21 protein-coding genes are annotated in these 16,137 nt (G+C 68.3%); 12 read left to right on the top strand and 9 right to left on the bottom strand.

The window, feature by feature from the left end; genetic code table 11:
* The first annotated feature begins 4 nt into the window (after positions 1-4).
* The 5 genes from EV644_RS04795 to EV644_RS46025 all read left to right on the top strand — a co-directional run bounded on the left by EV644_RS04795 (position 5) and on the right by EV644_RS46025 (position 3,533).
* Positions 5-1,288 carry a sensor histidine kinase gene (locus EV644_RS04795; protein WP_158292739.1) on the top strand — a complete coding sequence of 428 codons (1,284 nt, stop codon included), beginning with the start codon at positions 5-7 and terminating at the stop codon, positions 1,286-1,288.
* A 4-nt stretch (positions 1,289-1,292) separates the two neighbouring features.
* Entirely contained in the window at positions 1,293-1,973 is a 681-nt protein-coding gene (locus tag EV644_RS04790; protein ID WP_132333288.1) for a response regulator transcription factor, read from the top strand.
* 251 nt (positions 1,974-2,224) lie between these two features.
* Positions 2,225-2,785, top strand: coding sequence for a DJ-1/PfpI family protein (locus EV644_RS04785; RefSeq protein WP_132333286.1), 561 nt, complete (start codon positions 2,225-2,227; stop codon positions 2,783-2,785).
* A 26-nt stretch (positions 2,786-2,811) separates the two neighbouring features.
* Entirely contained in the window at positions 2,812-3,318 is a 507-nt protein-coding gene (locus EV644_RS04780) for a sortase domain-containing protein (RefSeq protein ID WP_242001005.1), read from the top strand.
* Positions 3,315-3,533 (top strand): sortase family protein, encoded by a 219-nt coding sequence (locus EV644_RS46025; protein WP_242001004.1) that lies wholly within the window; start codon positions 3,315-3,317, stop codon positions 3,531-3,533. The genes EV644_RS04780 and EV644_RS46025 overlap by 4 nt, the downstream gene beginning before the upstream one ends.
* A gap of 27 nt (positions 3,534-3,560) precedes the next feature.
* Here the strand turns inward: EV644_RS46025 and EV644_RS04775 are convergent, their stop codons facing one another.
* Together EV644_RS04775 and EV644_RS04770 are read right to left on the bottom strand one after the other, a co-directional pair.
* On the bottom strand, positions 3,561-3,983 hold the full coding sequence (locus EV644_RS04775) for a hypothetical protein (RefSeq protein WP_132333284.1): 423 nt from the start codon (positions 3,981-3,983) through the stop codon (positions 3,561-3,563).
* A 63-nt stretch (positions 3,984-4,046) separates the two neighbouring features.
* The gene (locus EV644_RS04770; protein WP_132333282.1) at positions 4,047-4,784 is read right to left on the bottom strand and encodes an SAM-dependent methyltransferase; all 738 of its coding nucleotides are present in this window, start codon (positions 4,782-4,784) and stop codon (positions 4,047-4,049) included.
* Positions 4,785-4,924: 140 nt separating this feature from the next.
* On the opposite strand from EV644_RS04770, the gene EV644_RS04765 reads away from it, so the two are divergent.
* Genes EV644_RS04765 through EV644_RS47670 form a run of 3 tightly spaced genes read left to right on the top strand, consistent with a single transcriptional unit; the run spans position 4,925 to position 5,665 of the window.
* A complete protein-coding gene (locus tag EV644_RS04765) occupies positions 4,925-5,365 on the top strand; it encodes a GNAT family N-acetyltransferase (protein ID WP_242001003.1) in 441 nt (146 codons plus the stop codon).
* Complete coding sequence (locus EV644_RS46020; protein ID WP_242001002.1) at positions 5,358-5,570, top strand: hypothetical protein; 213 nt, start codon at positions 5,358-5,360, stop codon at positions 5,568-5,570. Before EV644_RS04765 ends, EV644_RS46020 begins: the two co-directional genes overlap by 8 nt.
* Positions 5,513-5,665, top strand: a complete 153-nt coding sequence (locus tag EV644_RS47670) for a hypothetical protein (protein WP_369410486.1) — start codon at positions 5,513-5,515, stop codon at positions 5,663-5,665. Before EV644_RS46020 ends, EV644_RS47670 begins: the two co-directional genes overlap by 58 nt.
* 99 nt (positions 5,666-5,764) lie before the next feature.
* Here EV644_RS47670 and EV644_RS47665 read toward each other — a convergent pair whose 3' ends face one another.
* On the bottom strand, positions 5,765-6,109 hold the full coding sequence (locus tag EV644_RS47665; RefSeq protein WP_369410485.1) for a phosphotransferase-like protein: 345 nt from the start codon (positions 6,107-6,109) through the stop codon (positions 5,765-5,767).
* A gap of 259 nt (positions 6,110-6,368) precedes the next feature.
* Between EV644_RS47665 and EV644_RS04750 the strand changes: the two genes are divergently transcribed.
* Together EV644_RS04750 and EV644_RS04745 are read left to right on the top strand one after the other, a co-directional pair.
* A complete protein-coding gene (locus EV644_RS04750; protein WP_132333280.1) occupies positions 6,369-7,163 on the top strand; it encodes a class I SAM-dependent methyltransferase in 795 nt (264 codons plus the stop codon).
* A 191-nt stretch (positions 7,164-7,354) separates the two neighbouring features.
* The gene (locus EV644_RS04745) at positions 7,355-9,031 is read left to right on the top strand and encodes an HNH endonuclease signature motif containing protein (RefSeq protein WP_132333278.1); all 1,677 of its coding nucleotides are present in this window, start codon (positions 7,355-7,357) and stop codon (positions 9,029-9,031) included.
* A gap of 137 nt (positions 9,032-9,168) precedes the next feature.
* On the opposite strand, the gene EV644_RS04740 is transcribed toward EV644_RS04745, so the two are convergent.
* The 4 genes from EV644_RS04740 to EV644_RS04730 all read right to left on the bottom strand — a co-directional run bounded on the left by EV644_RS04740 (position 9,169) and on the right by EV644_RS04730 (position 11,600).
* Entirely contained in the window at positions 9,169-9,573 is a 405-nt protein-coding gene (locus tag EV644_RS04740; protein WP_242001001.1) for a PPOX class F420-dependent oxidoreductase, read from the bottom strand.
* A gap of 223 nt (positions 9,574-9,796) precedes the next feature.
* Positions 9,797-10,300, bottom strand: coding sequence for a DUF2199 domain-containing protein (locus EV644_RS04735; protein ID WP_132333276.1), 504 nt, complete (start codon positions 10,298-10,300; stop codon positions 9,797-9,799).
* A gap of 9 nt (positions 10,301-10,309) precedes the next feature.
* A complete protein-coding gene (locus EV644_RS44380; protein ID WP_158292738.1) occupies positions 10,310-10,471 on the bottom strand; it encodes a hypothetical protein in 162 nt (53 codons plus the stop codon).
* A gap of 361 nt (positions 10,472-10,832) precedes the next feature.
* Entirely contained in the window at positions 10,833-11,600 is a 768-nt protein-coding gene (locus EV644_RS04730) for an SDR family NAD(P)-dependent oxidoreductase (protein ID WP_132333274.1), read from the bottom strand.
* A gap of 197 nt (positions 11,601-11,797) precedes the next feature.
* Here EV644_RS04730 and EV644_RS04725 point away from each other — a divergent pair, with 197 nt between their 5' ends.
* Together EV644_RS04725 and EV644_RS04720 are read left to right on the top strand one after the other, a co-directional pair.
* On the top strand, positions 11,798-13,063 hold the full coding sequence (locus EV644_RS04725) for a neutral zinc metallopeptidase (RefSeq protein ID WP_242001000.1): 1,266 nt from the start codon (positions 11,798-11,800) through the stop codon (positions 13,061-13,063).
* A 26-nt stretch (positions 13,064-13,089) separates the two neighbouring features.
* The gene (locus tag EV644_RS04720; protein WP_132333272.1) at positions 13,090-14,394 is read left to right on the top strand and encodes a neutral zinc metallopeptidase; all 1,305 of its coding nucleotides are present in this window, start codon (positions 13,090-13,092) and stop codon (positions 14,392-14,394) included.
* Between the two features lie 74 nt (positions 14,395-14,468).
* Here the strand turns inward: EV644_RS04720 and EV644_RS04715 are convergent, their stop codons facing one another.
* Together EV644_RS04715 and abmR are read right to left on the bottom strand one after the other, a co-directional pair.
* Entirely contained in the window at positions 14,469-14,921 is a 453-nt protein-coding gene (locus EV644_RS04715) for a GNAT family N-acetyltransferase (RefSeq protein ID WP_132333270.1), read from the bottom strand.
* A gap of 364 nt (positions 14,922-15,285) precedes the next feature.
* Entirely contained in the window at positions 15,286-15,834 is a 549-nt protein-coding gene (gene abmR / locus EV644_RS04710; protein WP_132333268.1) for an ATP-binding transcription factor AbmR, read from the bottom strand.
* Positions 15,835-16,137: the final 303 nt, after the last annotated feature.

The following is a 16,137-nucleotide window of genomic DNA, read 5'->3' as shown; positions in this document are numbered from 1 at the left end:
GACGATGGAAACGCAGGCGCCCACGACTCAGCCTGAGGCGCCTGCGTCCCCGCCTGCTGTGCCTCGGCGCCCGCGCCTGTGGGCGGAAGCGCTGTTCCTCACGGTCGTGCTCGTGGTGATGCTGACCACCGCCACCGTGAGGGAAGGGCACGCCGAGTTCCCCAGCGCCACGCTGCTGGCATTCACTGTGGTGGCGTGGCTGCCGCTGCTACTGCGCACCCGATGGCCGCTCGCGGCGCTCGCCGGTGTCGTCACCGCCGAGTCACTGCACCTCATCCTGGTGCCTTACATCGATCCGGGTCTCACCCTGACCGCGCCGCTGGCGATGGGCGCTTACCAGCCGGTGCCGCTGGCCACCATGGTCGCCGCCTGGACCGTCGCCGCCCGCCGGCCACGCCGCATCGGCTGGCCCGCGGGCCTCGGTGCCGCAGTCGTCCTGTTCGCGGTCGCCGTCATCGCCCGGCCGCTCGCCTTGCTCGCCACCGACCTGGTGATGTTCCAGCTGGTCGTCATCGCCACCGCGGCCGGCAGTCTGGTCACCGCCCGCCGGGAACGCAGGGAACAGGCAGAGCGTGAGCGCAGGACCGAGATCCGCCAGCACATAGTGGACGAACGGCTGCGCATCGCCCGGGACCTGCACGACACCCTGGCGCACCACCTCACCGTGGTCAACGCCCAGGCCGGCGTGGCCAACCATCTGCTGAGCACCAACCCGACGGCCGCCGCTACCGCCCTGACCGATATCACCAAGCACACGATGCGAGCCCTGGACGAGCTGAGGGCCACCATCGGGCTTCTGCGCTACGACACCGACTTCGGCAACCGTGCCGCCGACACCTCCGACGGGCTGCGCCCCGTACCTGGACTGGATCGGCTCGACGAGTTGCTGGCCGGATCACGGTCAGCCGGTGTGGACCTATCCCTCACCGTCGTCGGCACACCCCTACAGCTTCCTGGCAGTGTGGACGTAGCCGCCTACCGCATCGTGCAGGAAGCACTGACCAACGTCGCCAAACACGCACCCGGCGCCACTGCCGAGGTTACGCTCACCTGGTCACCGACCCAGCTGGACCTCGAGATCCGCAACAGTCCCACCGTCGACAGACATCGCACAGAATCGGCACCAGGAACGGGGCACGGCCTCATCGGCATGCGGGAACGCGCACACGCCTGCGGCGGCGACGTGACCACCCAACCCCGGCCGGACGGCGGTTACCTCGTCCACGCCACCCTCCCCGCGGCCGGCCGGGCCACCTCTCCGGTATCTCGATCGACTCCGAAACGGTGAAGCCGTGACCATCCGCGTACTCCTCGCCGACGACCAGACCCTGCTACGCGCCACGTTCCGCCTCCTGCTCGACTCCACCGATGGCATCGAGGTCGTCGGCGAGGCATCCACCGGCGCCGAAGCCGTCGTCCGCGCACGCGCCGACCGCGCCGACATCGTCCTGATGGACATCCGCATGCCCGACATGGACGGCATCGAAGCCACCCGGCGCATCACCGCCGACGAGGCGCTCGCTGGAGTGAAGATTCTCGTGCTGACCACGTTCGAGACCGACGAACTGGTGGTGGCGGGCCTGCGTGCCGGGGCCAGCGGTTTCCTCGGCAAAGGTGTCGACCCCCAGACTCTGCTGCAAGCCATCCGTACCGTCGCGGCCGGCGAATCCTTGCTGTCACCTGCGGCGACCACCGCCCTCATCCAACGCTTCCTCGCCCAACCGCAGCCCGGACGCGGCGCACCCGGACCCGGCTTGGTCGAGCTCACCGCCCGGGAACGCGAGCTCACCGCCCTCGTCGGGCAGGGCCTGTCCAACGACGAGATCGCCGACCAGTTGTTCATCAGCACCGCGACCGCCAAGACCCACATCAACCGCGCCATGACGAAGACCGGCGCCCGCGACCGCGCCCAACTCGTCGTCTTCGCCTACGAGAACGGACTTGTCCTCCCCGGCGGCGACCAAGCGTCATGAGCCGCTCAACCTGCGTGCGGTTGCACCGCTGGTGCCGCAGTTCTGCTGTATCGACCGTTCTCACCGGCGAGCCGGAAAAGGGCAGGTTCCGATAACGCCTGCTCCCGGCGTCGCGGTTGACGGGGTGCGGCGAGGGACGACCGGGTTGCGGTCGGCTGCGGGGGGTGAGGTTGGGAGGGCGGGGGTTGACCGGTTGTGGGGCGGCGGCGGAGGCTGACAGGCAGGAGGACCCGGCGGGCTGAGGAGTTGTGATGGCGAAGGTATTGATTCTCACGGGGGATGCGGCGGAGACGCTCGAGGTGTTCTACCCGTACCAGCGGTTGCAGGAGGAGGGGTACGAGGTTGACATTGCGGCGCCGAGTGCGAAGAAGTTGCAGTTCGTGGTGCACGACTTCGTGGACGGGTTCGACACGTACACGGAGAAGCTCGGGCACACCTGGCAGGCCGATCTCGCCTTCGCCGACGTGAATCCCGAGGACTATGTCGCGCTGGTGATCCCTGGCGGGCGCGCGCCGGAGTACATCCGCAACGACGAGGACTGCCTGCGGATCGTGAAGCACTTCTACGGGGAGGCGAAGCCCGTCGCGCAGCTCTGTCACGGACCGCTCATCCCGGCGGCGGCCGGAGTACTGCAGGGGCGCAAGACTTCGGCGTACCCCGCCCTGGCGGCCGACATCCGGGCAGTCGGTGGCGAGTGGGTCGACGGTGACGCGGTTGTGGACGGCACCGTGGTGTCGGGGCGCGCGTGGCCGGACCACCCGGGCTGGATGCGTGCGTTCATGACTGTCCTGAAGGAGCACGCACCTGCCTAGTTGGCGTTGCGAGCTACTTTTTCAGCATGGTGGGGCGGTTAGCGGTCGCGGTACTGCTGACGGCTGCCCTGGTGGGCTGCTCGGACGTCGCCGGCACGCCTTCGACGGCTCCGCCGACCACGCCCACCAAGCCGACCTTGGACCCGAAGCCGACGGAGCCTGAGCGTTCGGTGCCCGAGAAGACCGTGCGCCCGCAGGCGAAGCCGACGGCCCAGAGGACGATGACGACGACCGCGATGAGCATCGGGATCCCGGCGATCGGGGTACGCGAGCTGAGGGTAGTGGCCTACACCGGTACTGCGGACGACCGCCCCGGCACGGTGATCCAGGACCGCGGGGTCGCCGCCAGCCCGCGCGGATCGGCCGGCGGGGTCGGTCCGGGCGAAACCGGCAACTTCATCCTCACCGCGCACCGGACCACGCACGGGAGGCCGTTCGGACGGGTGCCGGAGCTGCAGAACGGCGACCACATCCTGGTGACCGCGGACGGGATGATCTACGACTACACGACTACGTGGTCATCAAGTCGATGAAGATCTCGTTCCGCAAGCCTGAGGAGAAGGCCCAGCAGAACGCGGCCGTCCCCGGTCGGCCGGGGGAGAAGCCGACCCGCGCCATGATCACGCTCTCTACCTGCGCGACCCCGGAGGACCACGCGGAGGGCAACTATTGGAGCGACGCGCTCGGCAACCCCGAACACCGCATCAACAAGATCGGCACCCTGGTCGCCACCCGCCCGGCTACCTGACCACCGGCACCGCAGTACGAGCGGTTGTCAGCTGCGGCCGAACTTCCACCACTTGGGTTTGTTCTCCTTGATCTCTTCCTCGGTCAGCGGCGGCGGTACCGGCGGCTTCGACTCCTCGGTGAGGAAGTTGCCCGACTCCGTGTCGTACGGCGTGACGCCCAGCCGGCTGCTGATCTCCATCACCACCGGGATCGAGCGGGCCCCGTCGTTGATGTAGAAGGTGATGTCGCGGACCTCGACACCCTTGCCGATCGTCATCTCGACGTCGTACTCGTCGCTCTGCAGCAGCAGCCAGGACCGTTTGCTCGCGTCCACGCCCGGCACCACCTCGCGAACCGCCTCGACCACCGCCTCCGCAGTACCGAGGGACGGCGGCTCGTAGCCGTCCGGAATTTCGTCGAGGCGGCGTACGCCCCCTGGCCCTCGCATCGCGTAGATAGCCCAGCTCATACGGACAGCATTGCTCAGGCCTGGTGAATCGCGCACACCCGGGGCTCGGCGGGCGGGGACCGGTCAGCCGGGTTTGCGGGCCGTGACCAGGGCGAACGTCAGGTATTCGCCCTGGTCCGCCGCCAGCATCTCGAGGCTCGGATCGGGGCTGCCGTTGCGCTCGGAGCTCACCTGCGCCCAGGTCAGCCAGTCGCGCCAGCCGGACTCCTGCAGCCGCGCAGACGTGACCTCGACGAGCTCGGTGATCTCCCAGTGGAACCTCCACCAGTCGGCCGTGTGCCAGGCGATCGCCTCCCAGCCGACGAGCTTCTTGATGTGCGCGGGGATCTCGCCGAGCTCGCGGACCTCCCGGGTCAGCGCGGGCGTGGCGATGCCGAACTGCCCGCCTGGCTTGAGGAATCCGGTGATGTAGGCGAGGTAGTTGTCCGCAGTACCGAAGTATTCGTAGGCGTCGATACAGACGATCGCGTCGAAGAACTCCCGCGCGAAGGGCAATGCGTGCGCCTCCGCCTTGATCGCGGTCACCTCGACGCCCTGGCTCGCGAAGTTCGCGGCCGCGTCGGTCGGGTCGATCCAGAGGTCCGCGGCCCAGACCTGTACGCCGAACTCCTTCGCCAGGAACACCGATGTGGCGCCCTTCCCGGAGCCGAGGTCGAGCACCTTCATCCCGGGCCGCAGGTCGAGATCCCGGGCGAGATCCTCGAGCAACCACAACGGATTCGGTCCCATGTCGCAGTCGAGCAACCAGTCCGCGTCGTACTTCGACGCCAACGGATACTCATCCCGCCCCAGCTCAGCCATCCCGCCACCCAACCGCCCCTGCCACAGAACCCGCAAGCCAATTAGACGTGCCGGTACGCCGTACGGGCGCGTGGGCGGTCCGCCGTACCGGCGCGCGGGTGGGTCGACAAGGGGGGTGGGGTGGGGCAGAGTTTCGTGGCATGCGGGTGAGGCCGATGGACGGGGACGGGCTGCGGCTGGTCGAACAATGGCTGGCGGCGGACCCGGTCGGCGGCGCGATCTTCGGCGGGTTCTACGGGCATGCGGTCGCCCGCTGGACACCGTTGCTTGAGGCACCGAGTCGGCACGGCTGGCTCACCTCGGACGACGAAGGCGCGGTCGGTTTCATCGACCTGGAGATCCTCGACGGCGAAGCCGAGGTCACGTACTACGTCAGCCCCGCACGTCGCCGCCAAGGCCTCGGCCGAACGACCATCGCCCAGGTCGTCACGCTGGCGACAGACAAGGGCGCCCGCCAGATCCACGCCGCCGTCGAACCCACGAACACAGCCAGCCTCGCCGTCCTCCGCACGGCCGGCTTCACCGAACTGAGCGAGAACGAATTCGGCGAACTCGAGTTCCGCCTGGACTTGAATGCCTGACTACGCTGGCGTCCTCGCCTTCCGCGACAACAACCTCGCCCTGGTGCGCGAACGCTACGAGCACTGGAACACCGAGCACTGGAACACCGAGCACTGGACCTCCCCTCCGGCGCCCTGGAACCCGGCGAATCCCCCGAAGACGCGGTCATCCGCAAACTCCACGAAGAAGCCGGCCTCATCGTCACCGCCGACCAGTCGACCCTGATCACCGAAGTCCAAGTCATCAGCCAGGACCACACCCACCACAGCACAGCCTGGACCTACCGCGCCGACATCCCGACCGGCGACTTTCACCTATAACCCCACCGAAGACCTCCTGACCCGCACCTACCAAGTAACCCGCTCCACAGGCTGACTGACGCTCCGGTACTTCGGTCCGCCGACCGCGGCCGATCTGTTTCAGCGGGAGGAGGGGAAGCCGGGGCTGGAGGTCCCGGGTGAACGGGCGGAGAGTTGGGTGACGATGCGAGCGACTGAGGTGGCGGTGGGCTCAGCGGACGTGTCGGCCTCGAGTTCGTCGGCATGCTGGTGCACTTGATCGAACTCGATGAGGTCCAACTCATGCGGTCCGTTGAGGCGATCGGTACGGAGCAGTTCGCGGTCACGCACGATCGGCAGAGGGCAACGGACGCCGATGAGAACCACCTCGAACTCGCCGAAGAGCTCGACATACCGGGGTAGTTCGGCGGGGGAGGTGATCGATTCGGCGATGACCGGGAAGCCTCCCGCGGCGACTTCCCGCAGGCACGCGAGGTACGCGGTGAGGACCTGATCGAACAGGTCGGCAATCGCACCGCGGGTCCAGAACGGATCCCGGATCGAGCCGCGGAAGTCGTCCAGCGACTGGTAGAAGACGGGCTCCGGCAGCGCCGTGTGCCTACGTCATCCTGCCGGCGGACCGTGATCCGTTGAGGAACACGATGCGGCTGCTCTGCACGAGTGCACAGGGTAGCGGCTGGGGAATTGGGATGTCAGAGGTTTTCGGGAACGGTTTGATGGATGAATGGTTGAACTGGATGCGGCGATCAGATCGTTCTATCGGGACCGGTATGTCGAGGACGACCGGCTGAGTCGATCGGGCCACGGGCAGCTGGAGTTCTTACGGACGCAGGAGCTCTTGCGCCGACTCCTACCGGCGCCTCCGGCAACGATCCTGGATGTGGGCGGAGCGACGGGCGTCCATGCGCGATGGCTGGCAGCGGACGGGTATTCGGTGACCTTGGTCGATCCAATGGTGGAGCATGTCGAGAAGGCAGCGGCGGTGGGCACGTTCGCAGCAGTCATGGGGGATGCGCGGCAGTTGGAGCAAGAAGACGACAGCGTCGACGTGACGTTGCTGCTCGGACCGCTGTATCACCTGGTCGAGGCGTCAGATCGCGCGCAAACGCTGGCCGAGGCTGCCCGGGTGACGCGACCCGGTGGGATGGTGGTTGCCGCAGGCATCAGCCGGTACGCCGGGTTGCTCGAGTACGGCAACAACGGCCGGCTCGCCGAGGACAACCTTCACCTGTTCACGGACGCCCTCGCGACGGGCCGGAACTACGACGACCCCGAGGGATTCACGAACGCGCACTTCCACCACGCGGAGGAGCTGCGCTCGGAATTCGAGAACGCTGGCCTCGCCGACATCGCAGTACTGGGCGTGGAAGGCCCAGCAGCCCCCACCCTCGACAACGCCACTGTCGACGAGATTCCCCGCCTACTCCCGTCCGCAATCGTCTTGGCCCGCCTGCTGGAGACCGATCCCTTGATGATGTCCGCCAGCCTCCACTTCCTAGCCTTCGGCCGCGTCTCCTAGCGAGTACGGCGCCCCGCCGGGCGACCGCACACGCCGAGGATCCTTCTCGCTGGGTCCACAGTTGCGGTGGGTTGTGGACAACTCGTCCGGATCCGGAGTGTTGGCACAATTCCGGACGAAGATCGGAATCCCTTACAAATAAGGGCCTTCCGGCGCAGAAACTGTCGGCGGCGGTGTCTAGGGTCTGGGGTATGGAGATCTTGGGTGAGCGGCCGGTGTGGTCGATGAGCGACAGCGAGCAGCTGGCGACTCTCGACGCGCTGCAGGCTGAGGTGTCCCGGTTGCAGACCTACCGCCTGCAGGTCCTGGCCGGCTACGACGCGACCGGTCACGCCGCCACCCTGGGTGCCGGTGACACCGCCCGGCTGCTGGCGTTTCGGCACCGGCTCGACCCGGGCGTGATCAAGCGTGACCTGGCCCTGGCCAAGGCCCTCCAGAAGTACCCCGCCGTGACCGACGCCCTGCCACCGGTCAACCCCGACCCCGACACCGACGGCAGCGACGCAGACGCCAATCCGGACGAGCCGGACAGCGAGCCGGGCGCCGACGCCGGTGCGGGGGTGGGGGTGGTGTTGTCGCCGGCGCAGGCGGCGGCGATCGTGGCCGAGCTGGAGGCCGTCCCCAGGACCGTCGCGGTCGCGGACCTGGCCGTGGCCGAGGAACAACTCGTCGCGCTGGGGCGCCATTTCGGCCCGTCGGAGCTGCGCAAGGCGGCGCGCCGGGCCCGCGACCTGCTGGACGCCGACGGGCCGGCACCGGAAGAGGACAAGGCCTATGCCCGGGAGGAGTTGCGGGTGCGGCCCGCGGACCGGGGGGTGAAGTTCAGCGGCTACCTGGCCAACGAGAACGCCGAACTGTTCCAAGCCCTGATCCTCGAGGGTTCGAAACCCCGCAAGACCGTCACCGGCGAGTTGGACCCCCGCTCACCGGACAAGCGCCGCGCCGACGCCCTCACCGACATCCTCAACGTCACCTCCAACGCCATCAACGTGGCCAGCTCAGCCGACCCGGCCGACCCGGCCGACCCGGCCGACCCGGCCGGGGCAACCCTGGACGGTGCCGAGATGGCCGGATCGGCAGGCGGCAACGGCACCCCAGCGGCCGGTAGCGCCGCCGACACCGGTGCAGCAGGCGGTGGTGCTGCAGGCGGTGGTGCTGCGGCGGTGGCCGGGTATGGCCCGAAGGCGCACATCACGATCACCATCGACCTCAAAGACCTCACCGACGCCGGGGCGCACGCGGTCGGGACCCTGGTCCACGGCGAGGGACTGTCCGCCGGCGCGATCCGCCGGTTGGCGTGCGAGGCGCAGATCATCCCGATCGTGCTCGGCGCCAACTCCGAACCCCTCGACGTCGGCATGGCCCAACGCTTCGTCAACCGCGCCATGCGCCGCGCCCTGAACGCCCGCGACAAGGGCTGCGTCGTGTGCAAAGCCCCGCCGATCTTCTGCGACGCCCACCACCTGATCTCCTGGATCGACCACGGCCCCACCGCCCTGACCAACCTGGTCCTGCTCTGCCGCCGCCACCACATCGACACCCACCACGGCCGCTGGCACATCACCCTTGATCGCGGCACCGTCACCGTCGCCCGCCCTGCTTGGGCCGAACCCCACCCCACCCGAACCCGCTACCGCACCCCCACCACCAGCCACCCCGACCGCCGAGCGTCGGACAGCGCTGCCCGCAACCGCGCCCACACCCCGGCGCGCACCACCGCCGTGAATCGAACCGCCACCGCGAACAACCCCGCCGCGCAGTTCGACCCGTGGGCAGATACCGACCCGCCCGATCCAGGGCCTGGCAGCCAGACCCGTCCACCCGACGACCCAGGTCAGCGGGCGCTGCACCACGCCCCGCCGGGCTGACCGCCCGCAGGGGACAAACCGCCCTGAATTGACGCCGGCGGAGTAACCCCGCTGGCGGGGTTACTGCCGAAGCGCAGGCCGGGAGCGCGCAGACGTCGACGGTGCTCTCGCTCCGCGCCCACCCCGTGGATCTGGGGTTAGACGTGGAGGACGACCTTGTGTGGGGTTATGCGTACTACAGTGCGGACGACTTCAGGAGGCAGCGCGGCGTACTCGGCTCCGGCGCCTTCGCCGGCATAGACCTCCGCCAATCGCTGTGCCACCGCTCGGCCGACATCCTCTGTGACGGTGGCTGTGCCGCGGATCTCGACGTACTCGTCGGGGTTGCCCTTGGCGATCACCAGGAGACTGGCGTGCGGGTCGTTCCGCAGGTTCGTGTCTTTGCGCCGCCCGGCCTGTGTCGAGATCACCACCTCGTCGCCCTCGCGGCCGATCCACACCACGGAGGTCTGCGGACTTCCATCCGCGTTCACCGTCGCCAGTACCGCCGGATTGGCGCCATCCACCAGCCGCCGCGCGTCCTCACCCAAGCTCACCGTCACCCGCGCGATGCTACGACCCACCCGAACCACCGCTCCACCGGGCTATGCGAGAGAGGGAGTCCGGACGTTCATCGCCACTGTGCATACTGCGCCACGTTCCATCGGGCGCTGTGCCAGGCCCAGGAGGGCTGCTGCGGCTGGGCGCCCTGCGGTTGTGCTGGGTTGTGTGGAAGGCAGTCAACGCCGACTATCGGCAAGCGGTAGGCGGCCTGCTTACGCGGCTTCAGTTGTTGGGGTGCAGGGCGTGTTCGGCGATCTCTTGGACCCTGGCGAGGGTGATGCCGTTGCGTTGTTCGACGGCGAGGGGATGGTCCGTCGGCTCTAGTTCGATGAAGGGCCGTACGCCGACGGGGCGGCTGTGCAGGTTCGTCGCCAGGTTGACGGTGGTCGGGTCATAGTCCAGCGCGGAGGACAACCAGCCGAAGTACGGGTCATCGTGCTCGCGGCCCTCGGTCTCCCAGTGGTCGGAGATGTGGGCGAAGCTCTTCTCGCTCAGCGACACCCAGACGCCCCACGCGAAGCTCTCCTCGCTGTCGAGTACCGGGATCTCGATCAGCCCGCGGACGAAGAAGTGCTCCCGATTGATCACGCACTGGTCCGAGGTCAGCTCGCAGTCCGGTGAGTCGGCCATCTCCGGGCTCCAGTAGACCGGGGCCTCGAGATGGAACGCCATCGGCAGTTCCGCATGCAGCTCACCACAACAAGAACACCTGAACCTCAGATCCATGCGCGAACCCTAGAGCACCCGGTCCGCGGGGACGATGTCGGCGAGGATCTCGAAGGCTGTCTCCAGGCGGGCCGCCAGGACGGAGTCGATCGAGCCGGTGAACCGGAAGCTGACGACGCCGTCGCCGGGGTTGTCGGCAAGGTGGACCGTCAGGATCGGGTCGCCGCACAACGGATAGGAGGAGTACCACCCGTCGGGCTTGTCGGCGTCGGTCCAGGGGAGGGCGGTCCAGATCGCCTCCCAGTCCAGCGGGCCGAAGTCGTAGCCGATCCAGTGGGACCCTTACCCGATGAGCCTTTCCACGTTGACCACGTCGATCCACCCGGGGCGATCTGTTCCCATCCGCCCATGGTCGACGATCAGGCGAGCCGAGGCCTCCCAACAACCGAGCCCTCCCAACAACCGAGCCCTCCCAACAACCGAGCCCTCCCAACAAACCGAGCCCTCTCCAACGACCGAGCCCTCTCCAACGACCCGGGCCGCCCTAGCCGAGTCCCCTTCAACGACCCGAGCGCCGCCAGTAGCCGACCGCTCAATAGACCGAGTAGCCGCCGTCGATCAGCAGGATGGTGCCGGTCATGAAGGAGGTTGCTGGCGAGGCGAGATAGACGACCGACGGCGCTATCTCCTCAGGCGTGGCATACCGCTGCAAAGGCGCGTCGAGGATCCAGTTCTGGCGGAACTCCGGCCGATCGACCGGGGCCATCTCGGTCTTCACATAGCCGGGGGCGATCGCATTCACCCGAATCCCGTGCGGCGCCCACTCGGCCGCAAGACTTCTGGTCAGGTGGTGGACCGCCGCCTTGGACGCGTTGTACGACGCCTGCCACTGCGGGCGGTTCACGATCTGCGCGGACATGCTGCCGACGTTCACGATCGCCCCGCCGCCGGCCGCGATCATGCCGGGTGCGACCGCAGTACTGGTGTTCCACAACGCGGTGACGTTGAGGTCCATCACCTGCTGCCACTCGTCGTCCGGTACTTCGAGGGCCGGCCGGTGGATCGCGATGCCCGCGTTGTTCACCAGGATGTCGATGCCACCAAGTGCTGAGGTGACCTCGGCGACCATCGCCGTCACCTGGTCCTTCACAGTGATGTCGGCCTGTACTGCGAGCCCGCGCCGGCCGCGTGCTTCCAGCTCTTCCACGACCTGAGCGTTCAGCGAGGCGTCCCGCGCGACGATCGCCACGTCGGCGCCGGCCTCCGCGAGCGCCAGGGCGAAGGCGCGGCCAAGTCCGCGGTTGCCGCCGGTCACCAGCGCCCGCCGGCCGTTCAGCGCGAAACTGTCCAGCACATTCATTCAGTGCTCCATTCGGTACGGAGAGTAGGCAACCAGCGGACGCAGGTCGCGATCCGATGTCAACAGCGGCAAACCAAGTACATCGAACGACTGTTTGCGACGTACCATCATCCAGCGGTTCGGACCGGGGGGTCTTGCCGCGATCAGCTGATGGGTGGGGCGGGCCGCGGGCCCGATCTGGGGAAGCAGGGAAATCCATGTCCGACAAGTCTGGGCCCAGGCCCGGGCATTTTCTGCCGGGCGGCGCGGGTGAGACGCCCACCGACGAGACGATCAAGGCCGGTACGCCGAACGACGCCGCCCCGAAGCCCGGGCACTTCCTCCCAGGCGGCACAGGTCAGGCCTCAATCACGACAACACCCAAACCCGAGATGGCCAAGCCGCAGGCCGGGCTGACCCCGCTGGCCGCGCCGACTCCTCGCCTCGGTCCGGGAGCGGAAACCCCCACGGGGCCACCGCAGCTTCACGGATCCCGCCTCGGACCACCGCCGTCCGGGGATCCGGCCGCGGCAGCGTTCAAGGCGCGGTACCAGCCCGACCCCATCCCCTTCCACCCGCGGAAGAGGTCGAAGGGCCTGATCGCCGCGATCGTCGTCGGTGCCCTGCTGGTCGTCGGCGGTGGAGTCGCCGCGGCCGGCAAGGTGCTCTCGTCGTACGACGACTTCGTCGCGAACCCGCTGGGCACGCCGTCGCCCAAGCCGATCGGCGTACCGACTGACGTGGAGCCGGACGCCGACCCGGTCTCGGACACCGTGGTCGCGCAGGAGAACAAGCTCTACGCCAACGGCAAGCTGGCGCCGGTCAAGTGCCGGGAGCCGCAGTTCCCGCCGACCTCGAAGGAGAGCGTTCGCTCCTACTACCGGGCTCTGCTGACCTGCCTGAACACCGCGTGGGAGCCGGTCGTCCGCAAAGCCGGCTACGAGTTCAAGGCCCCGCAACTGATCATCTTCGACGACGGCCAGGAGACCGCGTGCGGAGTACAGGAGCAGGTCTCCTCGTACTGCGACGCCAACGGCGGCAGCGTCGCCCTGCCCTGGCAGGACCTGCAGGACGAGTACTCGAAGAACGCGGCGCTGGCCCGGATCGACATGGCGGACGCGCTCAGCTACGTCTACGGGGTGCACGTGGCGAACCTGACCGGCATCCTCGCGGCGTCGCGCAACCTGCGGGACGCGGCGCCGAGCGAACTGGCCGCGCAGGAGATCGGCCGGCGGCTCGCGCTGCAGGCGACCTGCCTGTCCTCGATCTTCCTGAGCGCGGCGAAGGGCACCTTCCCGATCCGTGGTGGCCTGCTCAACGCCTGGAAGTGGCGCAGTTCGCACAGTGGCGATGAACTGACCACGGGCTCGGTGCGCGATCATGGTTCCCGCAAGAACGTCCAGTTCTGGATGACCCGGGGTTTCTCGACCATGAACCCCGGTTCTTGCAACACTTTCGTGGCAGCAGCGACCAAGGTCAGCTGATCACCGACCGGGACTGGGGACGTCTGATGGCTGACGAGGAGTCGCACGGCGCTGGGCCCATGCCTGGCCACTTCCTGCCCGGCGGCGCAGGCGACGCACCGGTGGACACGGCCGGTACTCCGGTGCCGCCGCTCCAGACCGCTCGTCAGGAACTCGGCCTCGGCAGGGCACGCCCGGTGCGCAGCTCGACGGACCGGTCCCTGAGACGCGGTACTCCGCTGCCCCCCGACCCGTTGGCTGCCCGTGGCTTCGGCGCACCTCCGTCCGCTCCACTGCCCGGTGCCCCCGTCACTCCGCTGAAGGGGACCCGCCAGCTCGGTGGCACCCGCCCGGTCGGCTGGCACTCCACCTCGACCCGGACCGGAGTACCGCAGTTCACGGCCGCTCCGCCGCCGCTGAAGCCGCCGCGGCGGTTCTCGAAGCCGCTCATCGCGGTCTGCTCGGTGCTGGGCCTGATCGCCCTCGGCGGCGGTGCGGTGGCCAGCTACAAGCTGATCGACAACTTCGACAACACCGTCGAGAACCCGCTGGCCCGTCCGTCGGTCAGGCCGTCGGAGGAGCCGCCGGCGCCCGCGCCCCCGCAGCCCACCGTCACGGTGACCGTCCCGACAGTGCCCGACGCGGTGCGGGTGCAGAAGAACGAGCTCTACACCGCCGGCAAGGTGCCCTCGGTCAACTGCACCGAGCCGGCCGTCAGGCCGACTACCCAGGCGAACGTGCTGAAGTACTACCAGGCGCTGCTGCCGTGCCTGAACAAGGCCTGGGCGCCCCTGGTCCGCAAGTCCCACTACGAGTTCCGCGCACCCCGGCTGGTGCTCTACAGCAAGTCGTTGCCATCGGCATGCAGCGGCGAGTCCGACACGGCGTTCTACTGTCCCACCGACGAGACCATCTCGATGCGCTGGCAGCAGGACGTCAAGAACTACAAGATCGACAAGGAATCCACTCGGGTCGACATGATGGACACGCTCGCGCACGAGTACGGCCATCACGTCCAGCAGCTCACCAACATCCTGATCTCGGCGGACTCCCGCGAGGGCTGGGCGAAGACCCAGGCCGCGAAGCAGGAGGAGAGCCGCCGGGTCGAGCTGCAGGCGAACTGCCTGGGGGCGGCGTTCCTCGGTGCGAACAAGGTCAGCCTGGGGATCAAGGGCAACAAGCTCCGCGCCTGGGAGTACATGACCAAGCACAGCGGCGACGAGTACAACCCGAAGAAGGTCCGCGACCACGGCTCCCGCAAGAACCAGTGGGTCTGGTCCGGCTCCTCCTTCAAAACGACCAACCCCGCCTCCTGCAACACCTTCACGGCCCCCAGCGCAAAAGTCAGTTGATTCCGGAGCCCTCCGTCCGGGGCAACTCGAGGAGCCGCCCCAAGTACTAGGGCGGCATCCGGCGGCGCGGAGTACTAGAGCTTGAGTTTGAAGCCCTCGTGGGAGTTGGTGAAGCCTAGGCGGGTGTAGAAGCGGTGGGCGTCGGTGCGGGTCTTGTCCGAGGTCAGTTGGACCAGGGAGCAGCCGCGGGCGCGGGATTCCTCGATGGACCACTCGATCAGGGTGGTGCCGAGGCCTCCGCCGCGGGCTGAGTCGGCCACCCGGACGGCCTCTACCAGGCCGCGGGACGAGCCCTTGCGGGACAGGCCGGGGATGATCGTCAGCTGCAGCGTGCCGACCAGCTCACCGTTGCGCTCGGCAACCACCAGGACCTGGTTCGGGTCCCGGTCGAGCTGCTCGAAGGCGGCCAGGTACGGCGTCAGGTCGGAGGGGTCCTCGCGGGTGGCGCCGAGCTGGTCGGCGGCGATCATCGCGACGATCCCGGCGACGTCGGCGGCGGTGGCACGGCGGATCACAACATCGGTCATACCGGTCAGGATCTCAACCGCGTTGACCGGTTCAGTCCGCGGGGGTCAGCACCGACCGGTGGGAACGCTAATTGCCTTACGCAATCACATTGCGTTGGAAACAGCGTTTGCAGGCCGGTTCGAACGGCAACTGGTCCGGCGGCGACAACGGCTGGAGCGGTACGCCAGGCAACCAGCCCGCCGCGGCACAGCTAGTTTCCCGCTGCCGCACAGCTAATCCCTCGCGCCGGAAGGGTCACCTCCGGCACGAGCCCAGGGCGGGCGCGATCGGATCGGATCGCGCCCGCCCACCCCTGCCGAACACCCCACGGCTCACAGACCCCGAGCCATTCACCCGCGCTGCCGCAGGAGGCCGGCATGCGGGTTAGGAGTTGGACTCGTCCTCGGCGGGGGTGGCGTTGGGGCCGGAGCGGCGGACGTCTTCTACTTTGGCCATGGCTTCGCGGAGTTCGGCGAGCCAGCTCTCGCTGTGCTGGGCGACGAGCTTGACGCACCAGCCGAGGGCGTCGCTGCGGGAGCGCGCGACGCCGGCGTCGACGAGGGTGTCGAGCACCTGGCGTTCGGGCTGCCGGAGCCTCGTCATCACCGGTGCGGACAGGGACGTGAAGATCGTCCGGGTGTCGCCGGCCTGGACTCCCCAGGCGACCTTCTGCCTGGTCGCGTGCTCGAGCTCGCGGGCGATCTCGATCCGCTTCTCCCGGGTGTCCTCCCGGAACTGCTTGATCCGGCCCTCCTCAGCGGCCGACCGCGAGGCTGCACTGACCTCGCCGTCCTGCCGCGGCGCCGGAATCCTGCCGACCACGAGAATCTCGTCGCGGTCGATCGTCACCTCTGGTTCGCCCTCGAACCAGTCCGAAGGAAGCCGGCCGGTCAGCCAGCCCTTCACGCGCTCACCCTCATGCTGTGTACTCATGTAATCATGATTACACCCCAGGTCAAGCCGCACTCAACCCCTGAGAACAGCTGCCGGGAAACCTCGCCCGCGCAGCCGCACACTGTGCCCCGCCCGCGCCGAGGGGGTTCGCCCACTGTCAGAACAGTGGGGTAACCCCCAGAGCAGTGGGTAACCCCCGAGGAGGCAGCGAACCCCCAGAAGCACTAGCGCACCCCGGAGGGCGCGAAACCTCGCTCGCGCAGCCGCAGAGTGTGCTCCGCCCGTGCCGTGGGGGTTCGCCCACTGTCAGAACAGTGGGGTAACCCCCCAGAGCAGTGGGTA

It is taken from the genome of Kribbella orskensis (genome assembly GCF_004342085.1).
GTDB classification, from domain to species: domain Bacteria; phylum Actinomycetota; class Actinomycetes; order Propionibacteriales; family Kribbellaceae; genus Kribbella; species Kribbella orskensis.
This window is presented reverse-complemented; position numbering and strand designations above follow the sequence as displayed.

Excerpts from the sequence above, each read along its gene's own strand:
- EV644_RS04795 (WP_158292739.1), top strand. The coding sequence starts at position 5 with ATGGAAACGCAGGCGCCCACGACTCAGCCTGAGGCGCCTGCGTCCCCG.
- EV644_RS04785 (WP_132333286.1), top strand. The coding sequence starts at position 2,225 with ATGGCGAAGGTATTGATTCTCACGGGGGATGCGGCGGAGACGCTCGAG.
- EV644_RS04780 (WP_242001005.1), top strand. The coding sequence starts at position 2,812 with ATGGTGGGGCGGTTAGCGGTCGCGGTACTGCTGACGGCTGCCCTGGTG.
- EV644_RS46025 (WP_242001004.1), top strand. The coding sequence starts at position 3,315 with ATGAAGATCTCGTTCCGCAAGCCTGAGGAGAAGGCCCAGCAGAACGCG.
- EV644_RS04775 (WP_132333284.1), bottom strand. The coding sequence starts at position 3,983 with ATGAGCTGGGCTATCTACGCGATGCGAGGGCCAGGGGGCGTACGCCGC.
- EV644_RS04770 (WP_132333282.1), bottom strand. The coding sequence starts at position 4,784 with ATGGCTGAGCTGGGGCGGGATGAGTATCCGTTGGCGTCGAAGTACGAC.
- EV644_RS04765 (WP_242001003.1), top strand. The coding sequence starts at position 4,925 with ATGCGGGTGAGGCCGATGGACGGGGACGGGCTGCGGCTGGTCGAACAA.
- EV644_RS46020 (WP_242001002.1), top strand. The coding sequence starts at position 5,358 with ATGCCTGACTACGCTGGCGTCCTCGCCTTCCGCGACAACAACCTCGCC.
- EV644_RS04750 (WP_132333280.1), top strand. The coding sequence starts at position 6,369 with ATGGTTGAACTGGATGCGGCGATCAGATCGTTCTATCGGGACCGGTAT.
- EV644_RS04745 (WP_132333278.1), top strand. The coding sequence starts at position 7,355 with ATGGAGATCTTGGGTGAGCGGCCGGTGTGGTCGATGAGCGACAGCGAG.
- EV644_RS04735 (WP_132333276.1), bottom strand. The coding sequence starts at position 10,300 with ATGGATCTGAGGTTCAGGTGTTCTTGTTGTGGTGAGCTGCATGCGGAA.
- EV644_RS04730 (WP_132333274.1), bottom strand. The coding sequence starts at position 11,600 with ATGAATGTGCTGGACAGTTTCGCGCTGAACGGCCGGCGGGCGCTGGTG.
- EV644_RS04725 (WP_242001000.1), top strand. The coding sequence starts at position 11,798 with ATGTCCGACAAGTCTGGGCCCAGGCCCGGGCATTTTCTGCCGGGCGGC.
- EV644_RS04720 (WP_132333272.1), top strand. The coding sequence starts at position 13,090 with ATGGCTGACGAGGAGTCGCACGGCGCTGGGCCCATGCCTGGCCACTTC.
- EV644_RS04715 (WP_132333270.1), bottom strand. The coding sequence starts at position 14,921 with ATGACCGATGTTGTGATCCGCCGTGCCACCGCCGCCGACGTCGCCGGG.
- abmR (WP_132333268.1), bottom strand. The coding sequence starts at position 15,834 with ATGAGTACACAGCATGAGGGTGAGCGCGTGAAGGGCTGGCTGACCGGC.